Origin of the sequence: Streptococcus sp. FDAARGOS_520 (assembly GCF_003812685.1) — a bacterium.
GTDB lineage: Bacteria > Bacillota > Bacilli > Lactobacillales > Streptococcaceae > Streptococcus > Streptococcus agalactiae.
The window spans coordinates 1,445,108-1,470,360 of the sequence record NZ_CP033810.1 but is presented as its reverse complement, the minus strand read 5'-3'; the positions used below and the strand labels follow the sequence as shown (position 1 = coordinate 1,470,360).

Here is a 25,253-nt window from a genome sequence, read left to right as displayed (position 1 = left end):
CTCCTTTCTTATTAATCATAAATAAGAAATACTTTGGATATTATTCAGCTGATTTTTTCTTTTTATTAGCTTTGTCACGTGCTGCTTTATTTAAAATTTGTTTACGAAGACGAATAGACTCAGGAGTTACTTCCATGTACTCATCATCTGCTAAAAATTCAAGTGACTCTTCTAAAGTAAGGATACGAGGCGTCTTGATGACTGCAGTTTGATCTTTAGTTGCTGAACGGACATTTGTCATTTGTTTAGCAGTTGTAATATTGACTCCGAGGTCATTATCACGAGAATTCTCACCAACAATCATTCCTTCATAAACTTCTATACCTGGATTTACAAAGATAGTCCCACGTTCTTCAATACGCATAATTGAATATGTAGTTGCTTTACCATTTTCAATAGAAACCAAGGCACCACGATGACGACCACCAATTTCTCCTTGAACAACCGGTAGATACTGGTCAAAAGTATGATTCATGATACCATATCCACGTGTCATTGAAAGAAACTCTGTTGAATAACCAATCAAACCACGTGCAGGAATCAAGAAAATCAAACGCGTTTGACCATTACCAACCATCTGCATATCAAGCATATCACCTTTACGCTCTGACAAACTTTGGATAATAGCACCCTGATATTCTTCTGGAGTATCAATTTGAACACGCTCAAACGGCTCGCATTGAACACCATCAATTTCTTTGATGATAACTTCTGGACGTGATACTTGAAGTTCATATCCCTCACGACGCATTGTTTCAATAAGGATAGATAAATGTAATTCTCCACGCCCTGAAACCGTCCATTTATCTGGCGAATCTGTTGGGTCAACACGTAAAGAAACGTCTGTTTGTAATTCTGCTAAAAGACGTTCTTCAACCTTACGTGACGTAATCCATTTACCTTCGCGACCTGCAAATGGTGAATTATTCACCAAGAAAGTCATTTGAAGTGTTGGCTCGTCAATACGTAAAACTGGTAGTGGTTCAATAGCATCTGTCGGAGTTACTGTCTCACCAACGAAGATATCTTCCATACCAGAAACAGCGATTAAATCACCCGCTTTAGCCTCTTGGATTTCTTTACGTTCAAGTCCAAAGAAACCAAAAAGTTTTGTTACGCGGAAGTTTTTAGTTGTACCATCAAGTTTTGAAAGAGTAACTTGATCTCCAACTTTGACAGTCCCGCGGAAAACACGTCCAATACCAATACGTCCTACAAAATCATTGTAATCAAGAAGAGAAACTTGGAATTGAAGTGGTTCTTCCGAGTTGTCAACTGGGGCTGGAATGTGATCAATGATAGTATCAAAAATCGGTGCCATTGTTTTTTCTTGATCTGAAGGATCATCTGACATTGAAGATGTTCCATTGATAGCTGAAGCATAAACAACAGGGAAATCTAGTTGATCATCATCAGCACCGAGCTCAATAAATAGTTCAAGAACTTCATCAACAACCTCTGATGGACGAGCTGACGGCTTATCAATTTTATTTACAACAACGATTGGAATTAAGTTTTGTTCAAGAGCTTTCTTCAAAACAAAACGTGTTTGTGGCATTGTTCCTTCGTAGGCATCAACGACTAAAACAACACCATCAACCATTTTCATAATACGCTCAACTTCACCACCAAAGTCCGCGTGACCAGGTGTGTCCATAATATTGATACGAACATCGTTGTATGCTACGGCTGTATTTTTTGCAAGAATGGTGATACCACGTTCTTTTTCGATATCATTTGAATCCATTGCACGTTCTTCAAGCTCTTTACGCTCATCAAGAGTATGTGATTGTTTTAATAATTCATCAACGAGAGTTGTTTTACCGTGGTCAACGTGGGCAATGATCGCAACGTTACGGATATCTGTTCTTAAATTTGTCATGTTTTCCTCTATTTTATAATGTAATTCTGTTAACTTATGAATTATAACACAATTTTTCTTAAAAAACAGAATTTACACAAGTGTAAATGTTTTCATATTAACTGCCTATTTGTGATAAGAAAACTTTTCATCATTTCATTATTTATGCCATTTATTTTCTACTTTTTTCAATTTAATTCATTTCTACAAAAAGTGAAGAGAGTTATTAATAGTAACTCTCTCCTTAGTATATTACTTAACTCTACCCGTCCAGTAATTGAAACCGTCCTTTAACACGTAAAGTTGATTAAAACCTTCTTTTCTGAGTAACAAAACAATCCTTGGAATAGATTGACCACGGCTTGCGTCATATAAGAGGACAGGTTTATCTTTGCGCAAAGCCGATAAGGCAACTTTAAATTGACTTGCTGGAATGTTACGTGCTCCGAGAATATGCTTTCTATGAAAAGCACCAGCTTCTCGGATATCAATTAACTGTCCTCGTGACATTTCTTTTTGAAAAGACTCGTTATCTAAAAATTTAGCTGCCCTACGAACCCTCCAATAATTCCAAGATGCCCAAGCAACAAAAGCCAGAAGAATAACAATAATTAAAATAACAGACATATCCATACCTTATCTCCTTAACTTGCTTGTTGATTGGCTAAGCTTGCTGCACCAATAATACCAGCATCATTACCTAGTTCAGCAATCTTAATTTTAGTTGACTTTTTAACTTGTGGGAAAGCAAATGTGACAAAGTATTTCTCAACGCGACTACGTAAAAATTCACCTGCTGCTGAGACACCGCCACCAATAACCACAGAATCAGGGTTTAAAATATTTGAAATATTAGCTGCTGCCAGTCCAAGGTAACGTGATACACGTTCAACAACAGAATTAGCAAATTTATCCCCATCTTCTGCTGCTATAAAAATATCTTTACTTGTAACAGTATCACCGTTGTCAATCGCTGCTTTAATGGCAGACGAACCCTCATATTGTTCTGCGAGTTGACGTGCTACTCTAACAACACCTGTCGCTGATGCAACTGTCTCAAGGCAGCCTTTGTTACCACATGTGCACGTAAATCCATTTTCTGGATCAACAATCATATGCCCAATTTCTCCACCTGCTCCTGCAACACCATGGATGAGGTTACCATCTGCGATAACACCTCCACCTACTCCTGTTCCGAGGGTTACGAAAACAACGTCGGGATTATTGGCACCAGCACCTACCCAGCGTTCACCAAGTGCTGCAACATTAGCATCGTTATCAATAAAAAATGGAATTCCAACTTCTTTTTCAATAACTGAACCTACTTCTTGAGTATCAGCCCAATTTAGATTAAAAGCACCTGTTACTGTTTTACTAGTTCTATCAACAGCTCCTGGAGAACCCATACCGATACCGAGAAAGTCATCTTTTGTTAATCCATAGAGGCTCAAACGATGTTTGAGAGATTCAACGATATCAGAAACGATATGTCTTCCGTTTTCTAAAGTATTGGTCTCAATTGCCCATTTTTCTTGTACTTCTCCCTCAAGCGTCAAGATACCAAATTTAATGGTCGTTCCTCCGAGGTCAATTCCCAATAATTTCTTACTCATTTTTTATTTTCCTTCTCCAATTCTAGTCTGTGCTCTCTTCTTAAAATCAGTTCTGCTTTTAAATAATCATCTCTACTTATCAGACCATTATCGTAGAGACGTTGCAATTCAATCTTCATAACTTCGATATCATAAAGACGTTTACCAATATAAACATAAATACCAAATTTTTCCAAAAGATTCTGCACATCGAATAAAACTTTCATATATGAATTTTAACAGAAAACCATTCAATTTTCAAGAAAATCCGCAACCGCTTGCTAATTGTCATTATGACGTTAGACTGACTATCTATAATAGAAATCGTAATCTCTTTTCTACCATTTTTCGAATATAAATATAAACTATAAAAAGGATTTTATGATTATGTCTACCATCTATTTTATTTCTTTATGCATGAGTTTTATCTTAAGTTATTATGATATAAAATACCAAGAGTATCCTATTTTTCTATGGATATTATTCACCATTTCAACGATAATTCTCACACCGATTACAAAAGTTTCTATTGTTTTGTGTTTATTTGGGATTTTAGCTGAAGTGGTTGATATTAATATCGGAAGTGGAGATTTCCTTTATTTAGCCACAATTGGCTTATCTTTACCTCTTCATCAAATGCTTTTTATTATTCAAATAGGTGCTTGGTTAGGAATTATTTATTGTTTAGTTATGAGAAAAATGAAAAAAACGATAGCTTTTCTACCGTTTTTAAGTATCGCTTATATAATCGTCACCAGTTACTCTCTTTTATTCTAATCACTTTAAATTATCAGGAAAGTGATAAAGTTGTGGGTACTGGTCGCATTTTGGATTTTTAGGATGACAAATTGCACGACCAAAATAAATCATGGATTGATGTGCAGCTAGCCACTCTTCTGGTGGTAAAACCTCCATGACTCGTTTCTCAATTTCCAGTGGAGAAGCCGACTGTTTGCAAATCTGGTGGTGTTTACAAATCCGAGTGACATGAGTATCTACGGCAAAAGCCGGAATACCAAATCCAACACTCATGACCACGTTAGCCGTTTTCCTTCCAACGCCAGCCAAACTTTCTAGCTCTTGACGAGTTCGGGGGACTTTTCCATCAAAATGCTCTATCAATTGTTTAGCGCATTGATTTAAGAATCGAGCTTTATTACGGTAAAGCCCAATTTTAGAAATATAGGGTTCAATCTCTTTGGGATCAGCTTGTGCCAAAACTAAAGGATTTGGAAAGCGTTCAAAAAGGGCGGGTGTAACTTTATTAACAGCTGCATCAGTTGTTTGAGCTGATAGCATTACAGCTACCAAAAGCTCAAAGACATTAGTAAAGTCTAAGCTAGGTTTAGCATCTGGAAATAACTTAATAATCTCACGGATAATATATCGTGATTTTGCTTTTGATAACATTTTATTCCTTATCTTTCTTTTTTATCATTATATCACGATATCTTTCAAAATAAAGAATATCAGAACTGAGGTTTACAATCCATTAACCCTATTTTATTTTTTTAGTAAAAGCTCATGCTAACTGTCTTTTGAGTTGTTGATAATCAATTTTTCCAGATGGCATCAAAGGAATTTTAGATACAATATGATAATGCTTAAACCCATACTTCTTTTCAAAATGTTCCGATAACCACTTCAAACACTCTTGTTGCATCTGATTTTCAATTAAAACAATACAGCAATGTGACTCTTGTCCATGACTTTGACTCTCTTTTGTAAATGCTACTGCATCCTTGATATAAGGGCATGTTTTTATTTTTTCGATTAATCTAGGTAAATAGAGCTTAATGCCCGATTGATTGCACCAATCACCACCACGGCCAAATAGATATAATTTGCCATCTATCAGTTCACCATAATCACCAGCACAATATTCACTTGAAAGGCCACAGATACTATACGGTGTTTTTACAAAAATTCTTCCCTCTTTAATCCTAACAGCTACATTTGGAACGATTTCTCCAACATACTGTGGCTTATCTCGGATATCACGACCATCGTACCATGACACATAATTGAGCTCACTAGCACCATAGAAGATTTTCACTGACACTTTAGGATGCTTTCTATATAAACCTTCCAGTAATGAGTCAGAGACATATTGCGAAGAGGTAATAATAGTTTTATTGTCTAACGCAGTCTCCTTGCTATATTGTTCCACTAACTTGAGATAACTAGGGAGCAGATATAGATGCGTTACACCAGTTTTTTCCCATAAAGTCTGCCAGTATTTTACAGAATTTTTCTGTGTGACAACAAGTGTTCCCCCCAGTAATAAAAGGGATAGCGCTAAATTTAAGTTACCAGTAAATGAAAAATCACCTTGAATAAACAGTTTGCTATTGGAAGTGACCGAAAAATAAGCATTCTGAATGCTAAAAAAATCAGACCACGAAGTGAAGCTCCTCCACAATAGTTTAGCATCAGCTGTAGTCCCAGAAGAAAGAACACCAAAATCAGCTAGTTGAGGAGCATACTGCACTTCTTTTTCTAATCGACTTATTTCATTATGAGTAAGGTTAGGTTTACAAATAATAGGAAGAGCTTTTTGACATAACTTTGAAACAAATCTTACTAATTGGTTAAGCAGAGAGTGTGTGCTAATCACATGTTTCCTATTGTCTTGTGACGCCATATCTTGTCTTACTAAGTTATAAAATTCTCCATAACTGACCTGTAAATCACCATCAAATAACTTTTTATCGCTATTGGTTTTAACTATCGTTTTCAATGATTCAAGCATTCTTAACTCCTAAGTACTCTATTGATATGGCCATTCCGACTCCTCCTGCCCCTGCAATGGCAGTTAGACCCATAGGTTTATTTTTATATTTTAATGCCTGCATAAGATGAAGGATATTAATAATTCCTGAGCAGGCATAAGGGTGTCCGTAAGCTAATGTCCCTCCAAAAATATTGAATTTTTCTCTCTCTTCAGGATAATAATGATTAAATAGAGCATCAATCGCTGCAAATGGTTCATTCCATTCAATTGCATCATAATCCGATATTTTAGTATGAGTTTCTGTTAATAGTTTTTCCGTAGCCGTGTGAACCAATTCTGGACTAAGCTTGGGATCTCCTGCTACTTCTACAATGTGAACAATCCGGAATTCTGTTTTCTGACTCTGAAGCGTTAGAAATGCAGCAGCATCGTGCATTAAACAAACATTTCCAATAGTGAGCAAAGGTGAATTTTCCATCAATCTTGGTAATTTTGGAAAAAATGTTTCTTTTAGTTTTCTAACGCCTTGATCTCGCATCCCTTCCATTGGTAAGATTACCTCTTCTAAATAGCCACCTTGTTTAGCTGTTAAGGCGCGTTTATGGCTCAAGAATGCCAATTTATCTAACATTTCTCTTCTAAAACCATATTTTTGACAGACTCTCTGGGCCCCTTCTAACATTACAGTTTCAGCATAAGAGTCAGGAGAAAACTGAGCAACTGTATATTCTCCGTTACGATTATCTTCTTTAGCATAACGTCTCATAGGTTGAAGAGAACTACTTTCAATCCCCCCAACAAGAACTTTTTCATTAATACCGGTACTGATTTTTAGATAACCAAAAAACAAGGCAGAACTTGATGAAGCACACTGCATATCAATCGTTTGTACTGGAATATAGGATTCATAATCAGAAAAAAGAGTCATCAAACGACCAATATTGCCCCCAGTACCAACTGTGTTCCCACAAATAATACTATCAATGTTAGATTCTGATTCTATTTTTTTTATTTGATTTAAAAGGTGTGCTCCTAAAAGTTCTGGACGGTAATGTTTAAATTGCTTCCCTTTTATACCGATAGGTGTTCGTAGCCCAAAACCAATATAAACATCTCTATTCTTCATATGTTCCCCTCACCATAATATTTGATGCTGAAAAATAATCACTGTGTTATCCACTACTTGCACTGAGAATTCTTGATTCACCCTTACTGGAGATAAAAAAGTCAAATGAATCTCCTTTATTTTTCCTTTTCTAACTTCCATTATTTTTTCCAATAATAGAGCCGCAGGCACAATAGCTGCTTCCCCTTGGTGAAAAGGATTTTTATCTCGCACTAAGCTAGTGAATTTTTGACATTCTTCTATTGAAATAAGACTAGCCTTCTCTTCCCTTGCAGGACAGTCACTGGATGCTAGTGACATTGGCTTAAGTTTTGGTAAATTAAGCATCCTCAAATGGTAAATCCATTGCTGATCAGTTACCGTTACCTCAAGAATTCTCTTAGAAATCCATTTAATATTATCAGATGAGCCATCCTCTCTTTGATACAAACTAAGTTCAACAATTACAAAATTAAGCGGCAAATCTCGGCACATAGCTATCGCTTTTTTAAATAGTTTTTTCATCTTATCTCCCGTCAAAATATAAGACCAGTATATCATAATTTTTTATATTGTTAACTTATGACATCGACTAAGTTTACAATATAGTTTTTTTATGCTATTATTAATTTCGTTAAAGGAGGCTATCATGTCATTTCAAACAAATTATATCCATTTGGCTGACGAAATATTATCTGGAAAGACTAGCATTTCTTATGAACAAGCGCTGGAAATTCTAAATAGCGATGAGAACTGGTGGGAAATCTACGCTGCTGCCTTATACCTTAAAAATCAAGTTAGCCGAAATAATATTCGCCTTAACGTTTTATTAAGTGCTAAGCAAGGACTTTGTGCAGAAAATTGTGGTTACTGTTCTCAATCTAAAGAAAGCACTGCTGACATTGATAAATTTGGTCTGCTTCCTCAAAATGTCATTCTAAAACAGGCTATTGTCGCTCATCAAAATGGTGCTAGCGTCTTTTGTATTGCGATGAGTGGAACTAAGCCTAGCAAGAGAGAAATTGAGCAGTTATGTCAAGTCATCCCTGAAATCAAAAAAAGCCTCCCTCTAGAAATATGCCTTACCGCTGGTTTTTTGGATAGAGAACAACTTCATCAGCTAAAACAAGCAGGAATTGACCGTATCAATCATAATCTCAACACCCCCGAAGAAAACTACCCCAACATTGCAACGACGCATAGCTTCAAAGATCGTTGTGATACTTTAGAAAGAATTCACAATGAAGACATTGATGTTTGTTCTGGATTCATTTGTGGTATGGGAGAGAGCGATGAGGGGCTCATCACATTAGCTTTCAGACTAAAAGAGCTGGACCCCTATTCTATCCCTGTCAATTTTTTACTTGCTGTTGAAGGAACACCTCTTGGAAAATATAACTATTTGACTCCCATTAAATGCTTAAAAATTATGGCCATGTTGCGTTTTGTTTTTCCTTTCAAGGAATTAAGATTAAGCGCTGGACGAGAGGTCCATTTTGAGAATTTTGAATCATTAGTCACCTTACTTGTTGACTCAACTTTTTTGGGAAATTACCTAACAGAGGGCGGTCGCAATCAACATACCGATATTGAATTCTTGGAAAAATTACAACTAAATCATACTAAAAAGGAATTAATTTAAATGAAAACAAGAACAACTACCTATATTGCACTCATGGTTGCACTACTTATTGTTTTAGGTTTTATCCCAGGGATCCCATTAGGTTTCATTCCAGTCCCAATTGTTTTACAAAATCTTGGTGTTATGCTGGCAGGTGCTCTGCTTGGTAGTAGGAAGGGTTTCCTAGCTGTGGCTATTTTCTTGCTCTTAGTTGCTATTGGTGCACCATTTTTACCAGGAGGACGGTCAGGTCTCGTAACGCTGTTTGGGCCAACAGCAGGCTATCTGCTGACTTATCCATTTGCAGCTTTTTTTATCGGCCTAGGGCTTGAGAAAGTGAAAACAACAAAACTCTGGGTTCAATTCCTTATTATTTGGATATTTGGCGTACTATTGATTGATATTTGTGGTAGCATCGTTCTTTCCTTTCAAACTTCTCTACCCTTAACTAAATCACTATTTTCTAACCTTATTTTTATTCCTGGGGATACCTTAAAAGCATCCATTTGCTTGATTATTTATCGTAAATTTGCAAACAGATTAACTCATCTATACAACTAAATAAAAGACAGTACCTAAGGTACTGTCTTTTATTTATAGAGAGTCATTATCCTACACTAACACATTTTAGTCATTAATTAACGTCAAAAAGTTTTCAATCATTTTCATTCCATCAATACTCCCGATTGACTCAGGATGAAACTGCATCGCATATACCTTTAAGCTGGGGCAATGGAATGCCATGATTTCATTATCCTCATTTGATCGTGCAATAACAGCAATATTCTCTGGTAAATCAGTCACTACCAATGAATGATAACGCATAACTTGGGTTGGACTATCAATTCCCTTAAACAAACTAGTATGGTCGTTTATTGTTACCCAACTTTGTTTACCATGCATAACGTGATTTGCTAAATTTAATCGCCCACCCAAGCACTCGGCAAGCGCTTGATGCCCCAAACAGATACCTAGAATAGGTTTCTTTCCTATAAACTGATTGATTAATTCTACCATTTTCCCAGCATCCTTTGGGTGTCCTGGTCCAGGTGATAAGACGATGGCTTCTGCGCTCTCAGCTAATAAAAAAAGGTTAGGAACATCATTTTTTATGACGAATACCTCTTTATAGACACTTAAATATTGCTTTAAATTATAGGTAAAAGAATCGTAATTATCTACCAATAGTAACATTTTATAGACCTTTCCTTGCACTTTGACCTCATTATACACTAATTGTAAAATATAAAAAAGGCTTAGAGGAATAACTACTCCAACCTCTAAACCTCACAGATTATGCCTTTTGAATAGTCTAAATTTTCTAGACCTCCATCATGCCAGCTTGTAATTGGTACATACGATAATAAGTCCCTTTTAGGTCTAATAAAGACTCGTGATTCCCACTTTCAATTATCTTTCCTCTATCAAGAACATAGATACAATTAGCATCTTGAATGGTTGATAAGCGGTGAGCAATGGCAATTGTTGTTCGACCTTGACGCATTTTTGCTAACGAATCTTGTACAATCTGCTCTGTTTCCGAATCAATATTTGCTGTCGCTTCATCTAAGATTAAAATTTTAGGTTTACTAGCCACAGTTCTGGCAAACGCCAATAGTTGGCGTTGTCCAGTCGAAAAACTTGACCCACGTTCTGAAACAGCTGCATCGTACTTATCTGGCAACTTCTGAATAAATTGATCAGCATCAACAAACTCTGCTGCGTCCTGTACCTCTTGATCGGTGATGTCTTGGTACATTTTGATATTAGATTTAATAGTGCCATGATATAAAAAGGGGTCTTGTAAGACGAGTCCAATATTCTTTCGCAATTGTTCTTGTGAGTAATCCCTAATATCCTTCCCATCTAATAAAACTTGTCCAGATTGAAATTCGTAAAACCTCATAAAGACATTAATAATAGATGATTTTCCAGAACCTGTCGCTCCTACAAAAGCAATCGTTTCACCTTTTTTAACACTAAAAGAAACATTATCAAGGATTTGTTTTTTTCCATCATATGAGAATGATACATTTTTAAATTCGATATTTCCTTCTCTCACAAAAGCTTCTGTATTTTTTTGGCTTGGTTCAAAACCTGTTTCATCAATCAAATCAAACACACGCCCTGCTGATACCATTGATGTTTGTAAGGTTGAAAAATTTTGCGTTACTTCAATTAAAGGGTCAAAGAGACGATTAACGTACTGAATAAAAGCATACATCAATCCTGCCGTAAGACCTCCTTTAACTCCTGTAAATCCAAAATAAGCCATAAGAACAGCATATGCTAGGAGTTTTAAAAGAGACATCGCCGGTCTTAAGAAGAGACTATCAAGAGCCATAGAACGATTGGCATACACAACATGCTCTTTGTTAATTTCCTCAAATTCAGTCTTCAAGCGCTCTTCTTGACCAAAAGCCTGTACAATGCGAATTCCTTCAATACTTTCTGATAATTTACTGTTGATATCACTAAGTAAACTTCTCGTTTTAGCAATGACAGTGACTGATTTTTTCCGATAGACATTCACTAATATAAAGATAACAGGTAATAAAAGAGCGACAAGTCCTGTTAGTTTAATGTCTAGCATCAACATAGTGTACAGAGTAACTGTAAAAATAAATATCGCCGAGATAAAACTCGATAAAATACCCGAAAACATATCAGATATTGCTTCAGTATCATTAGTAATACGTGACACTATAGATCCTGCCGGTGTCCTATCAAAATAAGACATGCCAAGCCTTTCCATATTAGCAAAAGCATCTCTACGAATATCTCTAACAATACTATAAGAAACACGCGCAAAAAAGAGATTCCCAAAATATTGAATTAAGGTCTGCAAGACATACATTGAATAATATCCCACTAAAATAAGAACTGCTGTTTGATTAACATTTGTCAGATAGTGATCAATAAAATGTGAAGCAATTAAAGGAATAATATTTTTAACAACAGTCGTCAACAATAAGAGAGATAGAGCTAATACTGTAAACCATTTATAAGGGCGTAAATAGGAGATTAATCTCTTAAAGACTTGCCATTGATTAGACTTCATCAAATGCTTCCTCCATTTCTAATTGCTGTGAGGCATACGTTTCAGCATACCAACCACCTTTATTTAGCAACTCTTGATGCTGACCTCGCTCGATGACTCTGCCGTCTTGCATAACTAAGATAAGGTCTGCGTGCACAACAGCTGATAATCGATGTGCTGAAATAATAGTCGATTTCCCTTGACGATTCGTTTTAAGATTTTCAATAATGGCATGTTCCGTTTTAGCGTCCACTGCTGATAGAGAATCATCCAAAATAAGAATATCTGGATCTAAAATCATGGCACGACTCATCGCAATCCTTTGTTTTTGTCCACCAGATAATGAGACTCCTTTTTCTCCAATTAGAGTCTCAAATCCTGCTGGCATCTGTTTAATGTCATCGTAAACATGAGCCAATTTAGTTGCTTTTTTAACAGCATTGATAGATAGAGTTGGATTTCCAAAGCGAACATTTTCTAAAATACTGGTAGCAAATAAAAACTGATCTTGAGGAACATAACCGATTAGTTGACGTAACTCAGACAATCGATAATCACGTATATCATGTTTATTTAAAGTAATTTTTCCCTGAGTCACATCATGTTCACGTAGCAATAACTTAATAAGACTTGTCTTCCCTGATCCCGTTTGACCTACCAAACCTAAGGTTTGACCTTTTTCTAAGGTGAAATGAATATCGGCTAAGGTTTCTTCATTGTCGTATCTAAAGAAATCAATATCATATCTTAATGTTCCATTGACAACAGGTCTGATAGGATTTAAAGGGTCAGTTATATCCGATTCTTGCTCAAGTAGGCTATTAATACGGTTATAAGAAACACTACCACGCTGTACCATATTGAACAAGAAACCAATCGCCATCAAGGGCCATACCAACATATCTAAATACGTCACAAATGTTACCAAGTCACCAACAGTAACTTGACCTTTTGAAATCATAAAAGCTCCCATAGCCAATGTTAATACGTAGGAGGCACCTATAAAAAGAAGAACTAAAGGATCAAACATGACATCATAAGTCATGGTCCGCATGTTCTTCACGAAAGTCATCTGATTAACCTCTTGAAAAGAAGCAATTTCTTGTTCTTGATAACCAAATGATTTAGTCACTTTGACGCCAGAGACACTTTCTTGCACTTTATTATTTAATTCTGAAAAGGCTGCCTGAGATTCTTTGAAGGTTTCATGGGTTTTTCGCCCCAATTTACTAGTTGCTAAGGCCATTAAGGGCAAAGGGATAACCGCAATTAATGTCATTTGCCACGAAATAGTAAAGAACATGGTGATAAGCGTTACTAATGCTGTGATAGAGGCATCCACTGCTGACATAACTCCTCCTCCTGCAAGACGTGTTAGAGAATTGATGTCGTTGGTCGCGTGCGCCATTAAATCACCTGTACGATATTTCTGATAAAAAGAAGGAGACATTTTTGTAAAATGTTCAAATAAACGGTATCTGACAACTTGACCCAATTTGTAAGAAGTCCCTAAAATATACATACGCCAAATATAACGCAGCCCATACATAGCTAAAGCTGACAAAACCAAACCTAATAAATTCCAGAGCAATTGTGGTCTTGTTAATTTTCCAGTTGTAATAGCATCAATAACTGATCCCATGATTTTAGGAGGGATAAGATTTAACACCGCAACCAAACTTAATGACAAAATTCCAATAAGATAGCGCTTCTTTTCTTCCTTAAAAAACCACCACAAATTTTTTATAATAGACATATTTTTCCTTTCTCAAAGATTGAAAAACATCATAATTAAGTCAGAAGACATGAAAAGTGTTTTAAAATTCTCATTTAACAACTCTCTATTATGCCTCTATAAGCTTACTTTCGTCAACTAAAGTGATTCTTTTTAAATAGTAAAAGGCTTGAACAATATCATAGCCTTTACATTATTTTCATTTTCTAATAGTTAGAAGCCAACCTTTTATGTTTCGATAAGTCCATAGGGCGAAAGGACCGCCTAAGGTATTTGTCCATAGATCGTCGATTTCAAAAACCCGATTAGCATCTATTAAAATATCTAAAACAACTTGAGTACACTCTATGAAAATAGACATCAAGAAAGCAAGTAATATAACGCTTTTATATTTCCGTAAACTTGGCTTTAGGGATAGTAACCCTATAATGAGAGGAAACAGCAGTAAAATATTCACTACATTTTGACCAATAACCCAAAAAATCTCTTTAAAGCTAGTTAGCTGATCTAAACTACGAAAAGAATTAAATGGTACTAAAAGAGCTACAATTCTTCCGAAGCGCTGAACATTCGGAGTTGATACCCCCTCAATCATAATTTGAGGCCCAAAACACATCCTGACAATAATAAGACAATAGATAATCACTAACATCCAAACGAAACGACGACTAATCTTTGTCAATTCCCCATCTTCAGTAAGTAATCTTTTAAGCATTACTGCCCTACCTTCGCTTTTTGACGATCGCGTTTCATTGTGTTTGAACGTAATTGCCCGCAAGCTGCATCAATGTCCGTACCATGTTCTTGACGAACAACACAGTTAACTCCATTTTTCTTCAAAACGTCATAGAAAGCTTCTACACGCTCTTTAGGACTACGACTATACTGGTCATGTTCTGAGACAGGATTGTAAGGAATTAAATTGACATAAGATAATTTGCGAATCTTTTTCGTTAAATCTGCTAACTCTTGAGCATTTTCTGGGGTATCGTTGACACCATTTAACATAATATACTCAAATGTTACACGACGGTTAGTCGTCTCAATATAATATTCAATAGCCGCAAACAACTTTTCAAGAGGGAAAGAACGATTAATACGCATGATACTTGATCGTAAATCGTTATTTGGAGCATGAAGAGATACTGCTAAGTTAACTTGTACACCTTCATTTGCAAATTCACGAATTTTATGTGCTAAACCTGAAGTAGACACTGTAATGTGACGTGCACCAATAGCTAATCCATTATCATCATTAACTGTACGCAAGAATTTTAATACATTGGTATAGTTATCAAAGGGTTCACCTATTCCCATGACCACAATGTGACTAACGCGCTCACCTTGTCCACGTTCATCAAAATATTTTTGAACAAGCATAATTTGAGCAGTGATTTCGCCATTGTTAAGATCACGTTGTTTCTTTATTAAACCACTTGCACAGAAAGTGCAACCAATGTTACAACCAACTTGAGTCGTTACACATACTGATAAACCATAATGTTGACGCATCAAAACCGTCTCAATCAGCATGCCATCAGGTAATTCAAAAAGGTATTTAACAGTTCCATCAGCAGATTCTTGAACAATACGTTGTTTTAGAGGATTAACAACAAAATTCTCGTTCAAAAGTGCAATAAAATCTTTGGAAATGTTAGTCATTTCATCGAAGCTTTGCACACGCTTTTTATAGAGCCAGTCCCAGATTTGTGAAGCACGGAATTTCTTTTCTCCATGTTCAATAGCCCAAGCTATTAGTTCATCGCGAGTTAAGCTATAAATAGAGGGTTTATAGGCGGGTGTATCAGTTTTTTTAGGCATAATATTTTCTTTCTTCATGGTGGAATAAACGGTTACAGTTTATCCCTTTCTTATTTTTTCTTACGAATAACAAAATGCTGCTTTGCAGAGGTCATTTCCTTATCTTGCTCTTCTTTAATATGACGTTCTTGACGGCGTTTTGTGTCTTTACGCTTTTTACTTGTAAAATGAGCATTGGCATTTGACTGGGAACGATTATTTCTAGTTTGTGACTTTGATGATTGTGATTTGGATCTTGACTTACGACGCTTATGAGGTCTTTCATCATCAAATTTAATATCTCTAGGATTTGGATTCTCCAACACAAAATAAGCACAACCAAAGTTACAATACTCTTTAATATAATCTTCTAAACGTGAAATCCGGCTATTTTTTCTAATTGTACTAGCATCTTTGTAAAAGCCTCTTAGCCTCAACTGCTCGTTACCCCAATCGCCAACGATAAAATCATATTTTAATAAAATCTCAGAAAAACGTTGTCCAAAGACAGTCACATCAAAAGCTGATTTTTCATTAATAACAAGTTGAAATTCAATATCATCACTTTTAACGATATTTTCAAAGTGAATGAACTGTGGGCCAGGATACTTATTATAGTTAAGCATCTCTGGTGTCACTTCTTTTCGCATAATACTCCTTTCTCTAAAATCATTGAGAGAAACGACTAGCTTCTACTCTTTATTTATCTATTTTTCATTTATAGTGTCATATTTATTAAATAATCTGCTGCCACATCTCTGAGTAATTCAGGAAAAGCAAGTCTACTTTTTTCGTTTTTAAACACTCAAAATACGATGCAAAATAATACTGATCAACGATTACAAGAATCACTTCTTCTTTGGCATCAATATCTTTCTCATTATACACTATTTTTCCATTTTTGTAATCAAATCCCGAATGTAAAACTTCTCCAAAGCACTTGCCACGAAAGCCCATACCATGAATCTTTTGTTGCGCTAAAAATTGACCTTGTTGATAAATAGTTTCATAAATCTCTAAAAGTTCTTGACTACTCACTGTCAATTTAGCGAGGCGCATTTGATGAGGTAATGATTCGTGGAGATTTTTCCTCGAAAAGTCTTTTTCAAATGGCTGAACAATTAAGCCAGAATTGATAATAGCAACATCTGCACCTGCGTAAAACAGCATCGCATCCATGACTAGTTGGTACGATTCTTCTAATGATAATGGTGCTGGAAAGGATATTAAACTTTCTTTTCTAAGCTGTTCTTTACCTTCTGACTCAATCTTCTTAGCCAGTCACTGTCCGAAGGATAACCAGTTAGTTGTTTTGTATCACATGTTGAGATTAAAATATCTTTTAGTGTATGATTATCAAAAGTTATATCAATACTCCCAACAAAGCGACCATATTTACCAGCTGCTGCAAGATATGTACCGTTAATTAGCTCCCCTTCCTCAAATAAATGGTGTGTATGTGCACCTATAATAAGGTCAATTTCTGAAAATTCTTGAGCAATCCTTGTATCAAAACGAATACCTAAATGACTCATCAAAATGCGACAATTTGCCTCTTTTATCTCATTTATTTGTAAATGGCATTTAAGACAGTCAATTGGATCTTCTATCGTCCACCCATTAGGTTCATAGGTTTTATAATAAGGAAAAGTATAAGCTAAAAAGGCAAGCTTAGTTCCTTGCTGCGTCTCATAAATAATGTAAGGTTTTGCCCAACTCGGTTCGATTATGTTATCTTTTAGATTGCCAACAATAACCGTAAAATCTGAATCTTTGTAGACTTGGTCCAAGTCTTTTTTGGATAAACCAACTCCTTCATTATTACCAATAGTAGCAAGCTCAATACCCAGTTCATTCATCAATTGGACATTAGCCTTTCCCGAGCTTGCTTCTGTCAAAGGATGGCTTTTATCAATATTATCCCCCAAGTCAAGTGAAATCGTCTCTATTGGCTGCGCTTGATTGTCATGAAAAAATCGTTTTACCTTAGGAAAATTCTCAAAATGAGAGTGCAGATCATTTAAATGTAGTATTCTTATAAGCTCTGTCATACTATCATTTTAGCACTTTGATAGTCAAATGTCGCAAAACAAAAAAGCCGAGCAGACGCCCGAACTCTTTGAGTTTATTTTGTTTTTTTCAAATAATCAATAGCTTGCTGAACATTTTGAACTGGTACAATTTTCATCTTCGTACCTAATCGCTTAGCTGCTGCTTTTGCCTCTTGATAATTCGTCTGAACCTTTGTTTTGCCTTTTTTAGCATTTTTATCGATCGGATTATTAGGAACAAAGAAAATATCCATTCCTTTTTTAGCCGCTGAAACAACTTTCAAACCTGCTCCACCAATATCGCCAACATGCCCATTTTGCTCAATAGTACCAGTACCTGCAATCTTACGTCCTTTACGTAAATCTTCTTTAACCAATTGGTCGTAAATCGCTAAAGTAAACATTAAACCTGCACTTGGTCCTCCAACACCTTCAGTATTAAAGTCCACAGGAACATCAGATAATACTTCTGTATGGTCTGTCAAACCGATACCAATACCATTTTTACCGTTTGATAGTTTAATAACTTTACCAACTGATTCTTTCTTTTTACCTTGACTTGTGTATTGTACCTTTACTTTATCACCTAGATGAAGAGCTGCAACATATTTGATAAGTTGAGAAGAATTTTTGAAACTTTTGCCATTAACTCCTGTGACTGTATCAGCTAAATGTAATCTATCTTTAAATGTCGAATTTTTAGCTAAGTTAAGCACATAAACTCCTTTATAAGTAAGAGATACTTGCTTATTAGCTAACTTTAAAGCTTGATAGATGGACTCATTTTGAGAAGTCTCCATGTAGAATTGATTAATTCTGAGATAATCGTCATTACTAAAGCCACCTGTTGTCTCCTCTTTACTAGATAATTCTGTAAAAGGAGTTAACCAAGCATAAAGAACCTGAGCTGGCGTTGCTTGACTGACAGATACCGCTACAAAATTGTACGAACCCTTAGCTTTATCAGCCTTTTTATTCACTTTCAATACCGAACGGATATCATAAGCTCCACCTGGCATTTCCAAATAATAAGGTAGTCTCACTACAAGGCTTGCTAATACTAACAATAAAAAAGCAAAACCTATAATCCACCATTTAAGCAGACCTAGTAAACTTTTATGTTTTCTTTTTGGATCTCTATTCTTCACTCATTTTCTCCACTTCTCTAACAACACTCTTTGGAACAAAAGGCTTCACAGAAGCCTTAAAATGTATCAATTCACGGATGCGACTAGATGATATCGGACTCAAAGATGGCGACGTTGATAAATAAACTGTCTCAATATCATCTGCCAACTGTTTATTAAAAAACTCCAAATTGGCTTCATAATCAAAATCCTGGCTATTACGCAGACCTCGAACAAAATATTTTGCTCCCACTTCCCTTGCTAAGTCAACAGCCAGTCTATCTTGCGCCACTAAAACTGAAACATTCTTAAACTGACGGATAGCTTCTTCTAACATTTTTTTACGGCACTCAATCGAAAAGTAACCTTGCTTCTCAAGGTTATAAAATAACCCAATGTAAACATGATCAAATAGATAGCTGGCGCGCTCAATAATATCTAAATGTCCATTAGTAACAGGATCAAATGAACCTGTAAATAAAGCTTTCTTTGTCATTCGTCGTCATCTCCACAATAATACAACCATAAAAAGACTACCACAGGAATCAGGCGAACAATGTCTATTGCCTCAAAACCATTAGCTATCCAATTGATAAGATTTGGCAAAAAAGTAATCATTGCCATTAATAGATACAATGGATTTTTTGTTCTTGATAATGAACAAACTCCTTCATCATTTTTGAAGTGATAATGTTTTAGCAACTCTTCTAAATAGTGAAGGCGCAACAACAAATAAATCAATATGACTAAGATGAGAATAATCATCACTAACTTGTAATCCATACCAAAGCCTCCTAACGAACGTAGACCGTTACTTTAGAAATGCCATAAATTTTCTGTTTCCATATCCCAAAAGAAGCAATTTCTTCAGGTAAATCAACTGATTTGTCCGTTTCACAAGCAATCATGATATCATCGCCTAATAAACCCTTGCTATCCATGATTTGGATTTGCTTTACAATTTCTTCCTTAGCATATGGCGGGTCCAACAAGACCAAATCAAATTGTCCCGTTAATTGTTCTAAAGCACGGTTGGCTTCCATTTTTAATAATTGAAATTGCTCCGGACTCTTAGTCATTGCAATATTTTCTTGAATAACGACCTGCGCACGCCTATCTTTTTCAACTAGGACAGCTTGGTCCATTCCCCTTGAGATCGCCTCAATAGCTAAGCTACCACTGCCAGAAAAAAGGTCTAAAACACGACCACCTTCAAAAAAAGGACCAATCATATTAAAAATAGCGCCTTTAACCTTATCAGTTGTTGGACGAGTTGTTTTTCCATCAAGCGTTTTTAAAGGACGCCCTCCAAATGTTCCTGCTACTACTCTCATAACCACTATTATAACAAAAAATAAGGTAGAGTTATCAAAAAATTGCTTATAACAAACAGAGAAGATAGTATCTCTTTTCCTTCTTTTTTGATATGATAAGCTAGCAGTAAGAGAAACGAGGTTCCCATAATGATTAAAAAACTATTATTAACTTTAATAGCCATATTATGCCTTACAACGCTAAAATCAAACTTAAGTAGCGCTGACACCATGACTATTTCTCAACAACAATACCAACACATGATAACAAATAGTGACTTAATCGCCATCACAGATAAGGCGTTAGTAAGCAAAAGTCAACAATCTGAAGCGACTATTTTTATAGGACGTCCAACTTGCCAATATTGTAGAGCTTTCTTACCAAAATTATTAAAATCTCAAGCCACACTTCATTCAAAAATTTACTACCTTGATAGTCAAAAATACAAAGGGAAACGATTGAAGAGTTTTTTCAAAAAGCATCATATTACCACTGTTCCAAATTTAGCACATTATCAACAAGGAAAAATGACTAAATATCTTGTTCAAGGAAGCCAAGCTACACCTCAACAAATCCAAACTTTCTTAAGCCAAAAATAAACTTATTGTTAAAATCAGCCAAACAAAACTGCTTGGCTGATTTTTTATAATATATTTTCAAAGGTATCTCTGACTTCTTTTGGCCAGACACTTGACTGTACTTCTCCAATATGTTTTTTACGAAGCAAGAACATAGCTAATCGTGATTGACCAATTCCCCCACCAATAGTCAGAGGGAAGAAACCACGTAATAGCGTCTTATGCCACTCAAACTCTAAACGATCTTCATCACCGGTGAGAACAACTTGACGTTTAAGAGCATCTTCATCAACTCGAATTCCCATTGATGATAGTTCAAAGGCAGTTCCAAGCTGTTCGTTCCACACTAAAATATCACCATTGAGACCTTTAAAACCATTTTCTGATGGTGTTGTCCAGTCATCATAGTCCGGTGCACGACCATCATGTGGTTTACCATCTGCTAACTCTCCACCAATACCAATCAAAAAGACTGCGCCATACTCCTTAGCGATGGCATTTTCACGCTCTTTAGGGCTTAAGTCTGGGTATTTTTCTACCAATTCTTCTGTATGAATAAAGGTAATACGCTTTGGTAAAATGGATTCAATATCAAAACGAGCTTCCACGGCAAGCTCTGTTAGGCGGATAGCTTTGTAGATTTTTTCCACAGTTTCTTTTAGATAGTCCAAATTACGTCTACCATCAGGAATGACCTTCTCCCAGTCCCACTGATCTACGTAAACTGAGTGTGTTGGATCAAGAGAATCTTCATCTGGACGAAGAGCTTTCATATGAACAAAAAGACCTTCTCCCTCATTAAACCCAAATCTTGCCAAAGTATGGCGTTTCCATTTAGCCAATGAGTGAACGACTTCAAATTCAGCTTCAGGTATATTAAGGACTTTCACCGATACAGGATGTTCAATACCAGATAAATTATCTTGCATACCATCCCCGACCTGACTAAGAATAGGTCCTTGCACTTCGACGATTTCTAACTTATCAATCAAATATTGTGTAAAAGTATTTTTGACAAAAGAAATCTCCTGTTGCTGATGAATAAAGCTTTTCTTCATATGTTCCTCCTTAAATTATAAAATGTTAGAGCTATTATACTCCTTCAAGTAACAAAATGGAAGAGGAATTGTAGAATTATTCTGACTTTTTTACAAGTTTTTTCTGAAAGTCATTACTCTAGAATTGTTTTTGCCATGACTTGTCGCAATTCCTTGGTCATTCGCCGTGGTCCTCTCACAGTCTTAACGCCGTGTTCTGCTAAAAATGCTACAGGATAGGTAGAATCTTCAAATTGCCTTATCAGTTTGAGTCGCATATAAGCTTTGACATCTCTTGCTCCTAAGTAAGTACTTGTTTTAAGGTCACGTTCTATCACTTGACAGACATAGCGCAAAGCACGAATAGGTGCTGTAATATAAATAAACACATAATCTCCCACCGCAATCTTTCCTTTTTGAGTCCAATCAATCAATTGATGCTCTGCAAACTCCTTATCAATATCGTAAAATTTAGGATTAGCAGGAATAATCCAAAACTCTGGCTCAGAATTTGATTTTTTATTGTGAGAAACAAGCTTACGACTATCTGATACCAATTTAAAAATTTCTATATCAGACAAAGTATTGTCTAAAACGATAGATACCCAAGTCTTTTTAGACATATGATAAGAAGGATAAATACCTTCTTTTTGTAAAAGTATTTCCATATCTTGAGGATTGACTTTAATATTCAAAACTTCAACCTCATCTTCTGACAGTTGAGCTGGAACATTTTCTAGTTTCCCCATCTTCAATGGAAAAAGCAGAGCATACCATTTACCTGACACACGATAGGAAGCATATTGTGGGTGCTTCGCAAATGGATAATCAACTGAATCTTCAAAAGTTTTAGCTATCTTCTCCGCTAAACGATTACTTTGATCTTTGGTAAATAATAAGTCCTTACAACAAGAATCTGAAATATCACCTAATATAGCCATATAAGCCGATCGTACTTCGCCAACAAACGAACCATTATAATTTGCTGCTCGAAGCGGTAAATATTCTTCTTCAAGTGCCGAATCAATAACCTTACCAGCTATCTTTCCATCCAATGAAATCGTGATAATAGCTTTAAAGTCATTATCCATAAATGTTTGACAATAGATATACTCTTGGTCAGATTTGATAAATCCAAACTCCTCAAGCGATGAAAAAATAAAACGTTTTTTCCGGAAAAAATCTGATTCTATTGACATAGTAACCTCTCTATTCACTGTACATTATCCTCTATTATGTCGTTTTAAGAGCTAGAAAGCAAGCTCAAAGTCAAAGATGAATTCTGCCTTGCGCTAAAGTTTCTTCGTACAAAAAAAGCATGTTACCATGCTTAAAACTAAACTAATTGATAGTACCCTCTTATTAATTCTCTATTTATGTTTGGGATGATTATCCTCTTTATGGACATAAATGTAGGTAGTGTAAAATATCTTGTGTAAACACAAAAAGGAATAAATCCTGTATAGTAGAGTTGCGAGACTTCACTAGAAAGAGATTTATTCCCATGACCCAGTTTACCACAGAATTACTTAACTTCCTAGCTCAAAAACAAGATATTGATGAATTTTTCCGTTCGTCTCTTGAAACTGCCATGAATGACCTTCTCCAAGTGGAGCTATCCGCCTTCCTTGGCTATGAACCATACGATAAGGCAGGTTACAACACCGGTAATAGTCGTAATGGTGCTTATACACGTCGATTTGAGACCAAGTATGGTGTTGTTAATTTGTTGATCCCTAGAGATCGAAACGGGGAGTTCAGTCCAGCCTTAATCCCAAGTTACGGTCGTCGAGACAATCATTTAGAAGAAATGGTTATCAAGCTTTATCGAACTGGAGTCACAACACGTGAAATCAGCGACATCATTGAGCGTATGTATGGTCATCATTACAGTCCAGCAACAGTATCTAATATCTCGAAAGCGACACAGGAAAACGTGGCTAGCTTTCATGAACGTTCCTTAGAAGCTAACTATACCGTATTATATCTTGATGGGACTTACCTTCCTCTGAGACGTGGTACAGTTAGTAAGGAATGCATCCACATTGCACTAGGCGTCACATCATATGGGCATAAGGCTATCCTTGGATATGACATCGCACCCAATGAAAACAATGCTTCGTGGTCAGACCTTCTAGAAAGATTTAAGGGTCAAGGTGTACAACAAGTCTCTCTTGTTGTGAGTGATGGTTTTAATGGACTTGATCAGCTTATCCAGCAAGCCTTTCCAATGGCCAAACAACAGCGTTGCCTTGTCCATATTGGCCGAAATATTGCAAGTAAGGTGAAACGAGCAGATCGTGCTCTAATTTTGGAGCAGTTTAAAACAATTTATCGCGCGATCAATGTAGAGGAAGCAAAGCAAGCCTTAGATAGCTTTATCAATGAGTGGAAACCACACTACAAGAAGGTAATAGAGACCTTAGAATCAATCGAAAATCTATTGATCTTTTATGAATTTCCTCATCAGATCTGGGGAAGTATCTACTCGACCAACCTTATTGAATCACTTAACAAAGAAATCAAACGTCAAACCAAAAAGAAAGTCGTCTTTCCCAATGAAGAATCCCTAGAACGCTATCTCGTCACACTATTTAGTGATTACAACTTCAAGCAAGGACAACGAATCCACAAAGGTTTTGGCCAATGTACGGACACACTTGAAAGCCTATTTGATTAACAATATCAGCTTTGCTAGAGTGTTTACACAAGATTATTGACAGACTCTAAATGTACATAACAATAGAGAGCATAATAGTAATGATAGTCGTAATTAAAATAATCAATACCCAGACAGCATCCACACTATCAAAAGGCAACTTAACATTCATTCCATAAAAACTGGTAACCATAGCAATAATGGAAATACCAATGGAAATAATTGTTAAAGTAGTTACATTGTCGTTAAGGTTATTGCTGAGGACATTATTATAAGAAGAAAGTTCTTGGAAAACCTGTGAATTTAAGGAACACATGTTAGATAATTGTCTTGCTTCAATAATAGCATCTTGAAGTTGCATCTTTTCATTTCTAGTGTTCTCTTTATCTTGCTCAATGTTTTGTAAATCGGTCAGCATTTCAAAATTTTGCTTAGTTCCCATCATTAAGTGTACTGTTCCACTTTGTAAATTTGCCAGCCTTGCCAAGTTCGATTTGTTTGGTCTTTTACGCAAATCATTGATTAGTTTATCTCTTTCTTCAGAAATAGTATCTAAAACATCAAAATATTGCTTTGAGAAAGCAGTCACTAATGATAATAAGAGGTGTTTCGGAGAATCTACCTTTTCAACACGATTAAGTGCTTTTTTTACAAGGTTAATATTTTTATGATTAGCTAATACAAACAAGCCATCTTCTTTCAAAAATAGAGTCACTGGTATCACTCTCGGCACATGACGAACATCATCAACGTGACCTTGCGTATCCAAAAGCTGGTAAACAAGTGCCAAATGCCCCTCAATATCACGTACGAAAGAAGACTCATTTTCATCACGTGCATAAGCCAGCAATTCTGAAGGTAAAAATCTCTCCTCTTGCAAGGATAGGTCGTCAACATTAATTATCTCAAATCCAAAATCGCTCGAAAACATAGAAGCACCTCACTCTAAACTTGTCTACATTATGAAATAAAAATCGAGAAAAAACAAGTAGAAAACCC

General features: G+C 35.9%; 26 protein-coding genes and 1 pseudogene. 5 read left to right on the top strand and 22 right to left on the bottom strand.

Going from position 1 to position 25,253, the window contains the following annotated elements; all coding sequences use genetic code 11:
• Positions 1-40 precede the first annotated feature (40 nt).
• The 4 genes from typA to EGX96_RS07860 all read right to left on the bottom strand — a co-directional run bounded on the left by typA (position 41) and on the right by EGX96_RS07860 (position 3,680).
• The gene (gene typA, locus EGX96_RS07875; protein ID WP_000183432.1) at positions 41-1,882 is read right to left on the bottom strand and encodes a translational GTPase TypA; all 1,842 of its coding nucleotides are present in this window, start codon (positions 1,880-1,882) and stop codon (positions 41-43) included.
• Positions 1,883-2,113: 231 nt separating this feature from the next.
• A complete protein-coding gene (locus EGX96_RS07870) occupies positions 2,114-2,494 on the bottom strand; it encodes a rhodanese-like domain-containing protein (RefSeq protein ID WP_000367664.1) in 381 nt (126 codons plus the stop codon).
• A gap of 11 nt (positions 2,495-2,505) precedes the next feature.
• Positions 2,506-3,474, bottom strand: a complete 969-nt coding sequence (locus EGX96_RS07865) for an ROK family glucokinase (RefSeq protein ID WP_000038547.1) — start codon at positions 3,472-3,474, stop codon at positions 2,506-2,508.
• Positions 3,471-3,680 (bottom strand): YqgQ family protein, encoded by a 210-nt coding sequence (locus EGX96_RS07860; RefSeq protein WP_123957835.1) that lies wholly within the window; start codon positions 3,678-3,680, stop codon positions 3,471-3,473. The genes EGX96_RS07865 and EGX96_RS07860 overlap by 4 nt, the downstream gene beginning before the upstream one ends.
• Positions 3,681-3,834: 154 nt before the next feature.
• On the opposite strand from EGX96_RS07860, the gene EGX96_RS07855 reads away from it, so the two are divergent.
• Positions 3,835-4,230, top strand: coding sequence for a prepilin peptidase (locus EGX96_RS07855; RefSeq protein ID WP_000606045.1), 396 nt, complete (start codon positions 3,835-3,837; stop codon positions 4,228-4,230).
• Here EGX96_RS07855 and nth read toward each other — a convergent pair whose 3' ends face one another.
• The 4 genes from nth to EGX96_RS07835 all read right to left on the bottom strand — a co-directional run bounded on the left by nth (position 4,231) and on the right by EGX96_RS07835 (position 7,817).
• Complete coding sequence (gene nth, locus EGX96_RS07850) at positions 4,231-4,863, bottom strand: endonuclease III (RefSeq protein ID WP_000949176.1); 633 nt, start codon at positions 4,861-4,863, stop codon at positions 4,231-4,233.
• 112 nt (positions 4,864-4,975) lie between these two features.
• Positions 4,976-6,205, bottom strand: a complete 1,230-nt coding sequence (locus tag EGX96_RS07845) for an AMP-binding protein (RefSeq protein ID WP_000894050.1) — start codon at positions 6,203-6,205, stop codon at positions 4,976-4,978.
• Entirely contained in the window at positions 6,198-7,313 is a 1,116-nt protein-coding gene (locus EGX96_RS07840) for a thiolase family protein (RefSeq protein WP_123957834.1), read from the bottom strand. Before EGX96_RS07840 ends, EGX96_RS07845 begins: the two co-directional genes overlap by 8 nt.
• 9 nt (positions 7,314-7,322) lie before the next feature.
• Entirely contained in the window at positions 7,323-7,817 is a 495-nt protein-coding gene (locus EGX96_RS07835; protein ID WP_000732601.1) for a hypothetical protein, read from the bottom strand.
• Positions 7,818-7,941: 124 nt separating this feature from the next.
• Between EGX96_RS07835 and bioB the strand changes: the two genes are divergently transcribed.
• Together bioB and EGX96_RS07825 are read left to right on the top strand one after the other, a co-directional pair.
• Positions 7,942-8,934 (top strand): biotin synthase BioB, encoded by a 993-nt coding sequence (gene bioB / locus EGX96_RS07830; RefSeq protein ID WP_000009961.1) that lies wholly within the window; start codon positions 7,942-7,944, stop codon positions 8,932-8,934.
• Positions 8,935-9,474: a biotin transporter BioY gene (locus tag EGX96_RS07825; protein WP_000857895.1), complete on the top strand. Its 540-nt coding sequence runs from the start codon at positions 8,935-8,937 to the stop codon at positions 9,472-9,474. It abuts the gene before it with no gap.
• Positions 9,475-9,540: 66 nt separating this feature from the next.
• On the opposite strand, the gene EGX96_RS07820 is transcribed toward EGX96_RS07825, so the two are convergent.
• From EGX96_RS07820 to rsmD, 11 genes and pseudogenes are all read right to left on the bottom strand, one after another.
• The gene (locus tag EGX96_RS07820) at positions 9,541-10,107 is read right to left on the bottom strand and encodes an aminodeoxychorismate/anthranilate synthase component II (RefSeq protein WP_000925635.1); all 567 of its coding nucleotides are present in this window, start codon (positions 10,105-10,107) and stop codon (positions 9,541-9,543) included.
• 127 nt (positions 10,108-10,234) lie between these two features.
• The gene (locus EGX96_RS07815; protein WP_000841525.1) at positions 10,235-11,974 is read right to left on the bottom strand and encodes an ABC transporter ATP-binding protein; all 1,740 of its coding nucleotides are present in this window, start codon (positions 11,972-11,974) and stop codon (positions 10,235-10,237) included.
• Positions 11,964-13,709 carry an ABC transporter ATP-binding protein gene (locus EGX96_RS07810; RefSeq protein WP_000022475.1) on the bottom strand — a complete coding sequence of 582 codons (1,746 nt, stop codon included), beginning with the start codon at positions 13,707-13,709 and terminating at the stop codon, positions 11,964-11,966. Before EGX96_RS07810 ends, EGX96_RS07815 begins: the two co-directional genes overlap by 11 nt.
• Positions 13,710-13,887: 178 nt before the next feature.
• Positions 13,888-14,403: a VanZ family protein gene (locus EGX96_RS07805; protein ID WP_000919802.1), complete on the bottom strand. Its 516-nt coding sequence runs from the start codon at positions 14,401-14,403 to the stop codon at positions 13,888-13,890.
• On the bottom strand, positions 14,403-15,509 hold the full coding sequence (gene rlmN / locus EGX96_RS07800; protein ID WP_001124990.1) for a 23S rRNA (adenine(2503)-C(2))-methyltransferase RlmN: 1,107 nt from the start codon (positions 15,507-15,509) through the stop codon (positions 14,403-14,405). Before rlmN ends, EGX96_RS07805 begins: the two co-directional genes overlap by 1 nt.
• Positions 15,510-15,559: 50 nt before the next feature.
• Positions 15,560-16,138, bottom strand: coding sequence for a YutD family protein (locus tag EGX96_RS07795; RefSeq protein ID WP_001224500.1), 579 nt, complete (start codon positions 16,136-16,138; stop codon positions 15,560-15,562).
• Positions 16,139-16,206: 68 nt separating this feature from the next.
• A pseudogene (locus tag EGX96_RS07790) lies at positions 16,207-17,539 on the bottom strand (bifunctional metallophosphatase/5'-nucleotidase).
• A gap of 74 nt (positions 17,540-17,613) precedes the next feature.
• Entirely contained in the window at positions 17,614-18,687 is a 1,074-nt protein-coding gene (locus EGX96_RS07785) for a SepM family pheromone-processing serine protease (RefSeq protein WP_000796095.1), read from the bottom strand.
• Positions 18,677-19,162: a pantetheine-phosphate adenylyltransferase gene (gene coaD, locus EGX96_RS07780; RefSeq protein WP_000161892.1), complete on the bottom strand. Its 486-nt coding sequence runs from the start codon at positions 19,160-19,162 to the stop codon at positions 18,677-18,679. The genes EGX96_RS07785 and coaD overlap by 11 nt, the downstream gene beginning before the upstream one ends.
• Positions 19,159-19,449, bottom strand: coding sequence for a hypothetical protein (locus tag EGX96_RS07775; protein ID WP_000384889.1), 291 nt, complete (start codon positions 19,447-19,449; stop codon positions 19,159-19,161). The genes coaD and EGX96_RS07775 overlap by 4 nt, the downstream gene beginning before the upstream one ends.
• 11 nt (positions 19,450-19,460) lie before the next feature.
• The gene (rsmD, locus tag EGX96_RS07770) at positions 19,461-20,000 is read right to left on the bottom strand and encodes a 16S rRNA (guanine(966)-N(2))-methyltransferase RsmD (RefSeq protein ID WP_001266829.1); all 540 of its coding nucleotides are present in this window, start codon (positions 19,998-20,000) and stop codon (positions 19,461-19,463) included.
• Between the two features lie 129 nt (positions 20,001-20,129).
• Between rsmD and EGX96_RS07760 the strand changes: the two genes are divergently transcribed.
• The gene (locus EGX96_RS07760; protein WP_000592263.1) at positions 20,130-20,579 is read left to right on the top strand and encodes a thiol reductase thioredoxin; all 450 of its coding nucleotides are present in this window, start codon (positions 20,130-20,132) and stop codon (positions 20,577-20,579) included.
• A gap of 44 nt (positions 20,580-20,623) precedes the next feature.
• On the opposite strand, the gene asnA is transcribed toward EGX96_RS07760, so the two are convergent.
• Positions 20,624-21,616: an aspartate--ammonia ligase gene (asnA, locus tag EGX96_RS07755; protein WP_000748011.1), complete on the bottom strand. Its 993-nt coding sequence runs from the start codon at positions 21,614-21,616 to the stop codon at positions 20,624-20,626.
• A gap of 113 nt (positions 21,617-21,729) precedes the next feature.
• Positions 21,730-22,794, bottom strand: a complete 1,065-nt coding sequence (locus EGX96_RS07750; protein ID WP_000021304.1) for an MmcQ/YjbR family DNA-binding protein — start codon at positions 22,792-22,794, stop codon at positions 21,730-21,732.
• A gap of 305 nt (positions 22,795-23,099) precedes the next feature.
• Between EGX96_RS07750 and EGX96_RS07745 the strand changes: the two genes are divergently transcribed.
• The gene (locus EGX96_RS07745) at positions 23,100-24,275 is read left to right on the top strand and encodes an IS256-like element ISSag11 family transposase (RefSeq protein ID WP_000191691.1); all 1,176 of its coding nucleotides are present in this window, start codon (positions 23,100-23,102) and stop codon (positions 24,273-24,275) included.
• 46 nt (positions 24,276-24,321) lie between these two features.
• On the opposite strand, the gene EGX96_RS07740 is transcribed toward EGX96_RS07745, so the two are convergent.
• Entirely contained in the window at positions 24,322-25,185 is an 864-nt protein-coding gene (locus EGX96_RS07740) for a magnesium transporter CorA family protein (RefSeq protein ID WP_000492960.1), read from the bottom strand.
• Between the last annotated feature and the right edge of the window lie 68 nt (positions 25,186-25,253).

Excerpts from the sequence above, each read along its gene's own strand:
- nth (WP_000949176.1), bottom strand. The coding sequence starts at position 4,863 with ATGTTATCAAAAGCAAAATCACGATATATTATCCGTGAGATTATTAAG.
- EGX96_RS07855 (WP_000606045.1), top strand. The coding sequence starts at position 3,835 with ATGATTATGTCTACCATCTATTTTATTTCTTTATGCATGAGTTTTATC.
- EGX96_RS07835 (WP_000732601.1), bottom strand. The coding sequence starts at position 7,817 with ATGAAAAAACTATTTAAAAAAGCGATAGCTATGTGCCGAGATTTGCCG.
- bioB (WP_000009961.1), top strand. The coding sequence starts at position 7,942 with ATGTCATTTCAAACAAATTATATCCATTTGGCTGACGAAATATTATCT.
- EGX96_RS07820 (WP_000925635.1), bottom strand. The coding sequence starts at position 10,107 with ATGTTACTATTGGTAGATAATTACGATTCTTTTACCTATAATTTAAAG.
- EGX96_RS07845 (WP_000894050.1), bottom strand. The coding sequence starts at position 6,205 with ATGCTTGAATCATTGAAAACGATAGTTAAAACCAATAGCGATAAAAAG.
- EGX96_RS07740 (WP_000492960.1), bottom strand. The coding sequence starts at position 25,185 with ATGTTTTCGAGCGATTTTGGATTTGAGATAATTAATGTTGACGACCTA.
- rsmD (WP_001266829.1), bottom strand. The coding sequence starts at position 20,000 with ATGAGAGTAGTAGCAGGAACATTTGGAGGGCGTCCTTTAAAAACGCTT.
- EGX96_RS07760 (WP_000592263.1), top strand. The coding sequence starts at position 20,130 with ATGATTAAAAAACTATTATTAACTTTAATAGCCATATTATGCCTTACA.
- EGX96_RS07745 (WP_000191691.1), top strand. The coding sequence starts at position 23,100 with ATGACCCAGTTTACCACAGAATTACTTAACTTCCTAGCTCAAAAACAA.
- EGX96_RS07840 (WP_123957834.1), bottom strand. The coding sequence starts at position 7,313 with ATGAAGAATAGAGATGTTTATATTGGTTTTGGGCTACGAACACCTATC.
- EGX96_RS07795 (WP_001224500.1), bottom strand. The coding sequence starts at position 16,138 with ATGCGAAAAGAAGTGACACCAGAGATGCTTAACTATAATAAGTATCCT.
- EGX96_RS07750 (WP_000021304.1), bottom strand. The coding sequence starts at position 22,794 with ATGTCAATAGAATCAGATTTTTTCCGGAAAAAACGTTTTATTTTTTCA.
- EGX96_RS07815 (WP_000841525.1), bottom strand. The coding sequence starts at position 11,974 with ATGAAGTCTAATCAATGGCAAGTCTTTAAGAGATTAATCTCCTATTTA.
- EGX96_RS07825 (WP_000857895.1), top strand. The coding sequence starts at position 8,935 with ATGAAAACAAGAACAACTACCTATATTGCACTCATGGTTGCACTACTT.
- rlmN (WP_001124990.1), bottom strand. The coding sequence starts at position 15,509 with ATGCCTAAAAAAACTGATACACCCGCCTATAAACCCTCTATTTATAGC.
- EGX96_RS07870 (WP_000367664.1), bottom strand. The coding sequence starts at position 2,494 with ATGGATATGTCTGTTATTTTAATTATTGTTATTCTTCTGGCTTTTGTT.
- EGX96_RS07860 (WP_123957835.1), bottom strand. The coding sequence starts at position 3,680 with ATGAAAGTTTTATTCGATGTGCAGAATCTTTTGGAAAAATTTGGTATT.
- EGX96_RS07865 (WP_000038547.1), bottom strand. The coding sequence starts at position 3,474 with ATGAGTAAGAAATTATTGGGAATTGACCTCGGAGGAACGACCATTAAA.
- typA (WP_000183432.1), bottom strand. The coding sequence starts at position 1,882 with ATGACAAATTTAAGAACAGATATCCGTAACGTTGCGATCATTGCCCAC.
- EGX96_RS07775 (WP_000384889.1), bottom strand. The coding sequence starts at position 19,449 with ATGGATTACAAGTTAGTGATGATTATTCTCATCTTAGTCATATTGATT.
- asnA (WP_000748011.1), bottom strand. The coding sequence starts at position 21,616 with ATGAAGAAAAGCTTTATTCATCAGCAACAGGAGATTTCTTTTGTCAAA.
- EGX96_RS07810 (WP_000022475.1), bottom strand. The coding sequence starts at position 13,709 with ATGTCTATTATAAAAAATTTGTGGTGGTTTTTTAAGGAAGAAAAGAAG.
- EGX96_RS07805 (WP_000919802.1), bottom strand. The coding sequence starts at position 14,403 with ATGCTTAAAAGATTACTTACTGAAGATGGGGAATTGACAAAGATTAGT.
- coaD (WP_000161892.1), bottom strand. The coding sequence starts at position 19,162 with ATGACAAAGAAAGCTTTATTTACAGGTTCATTTGATCCTGTTACTAAT.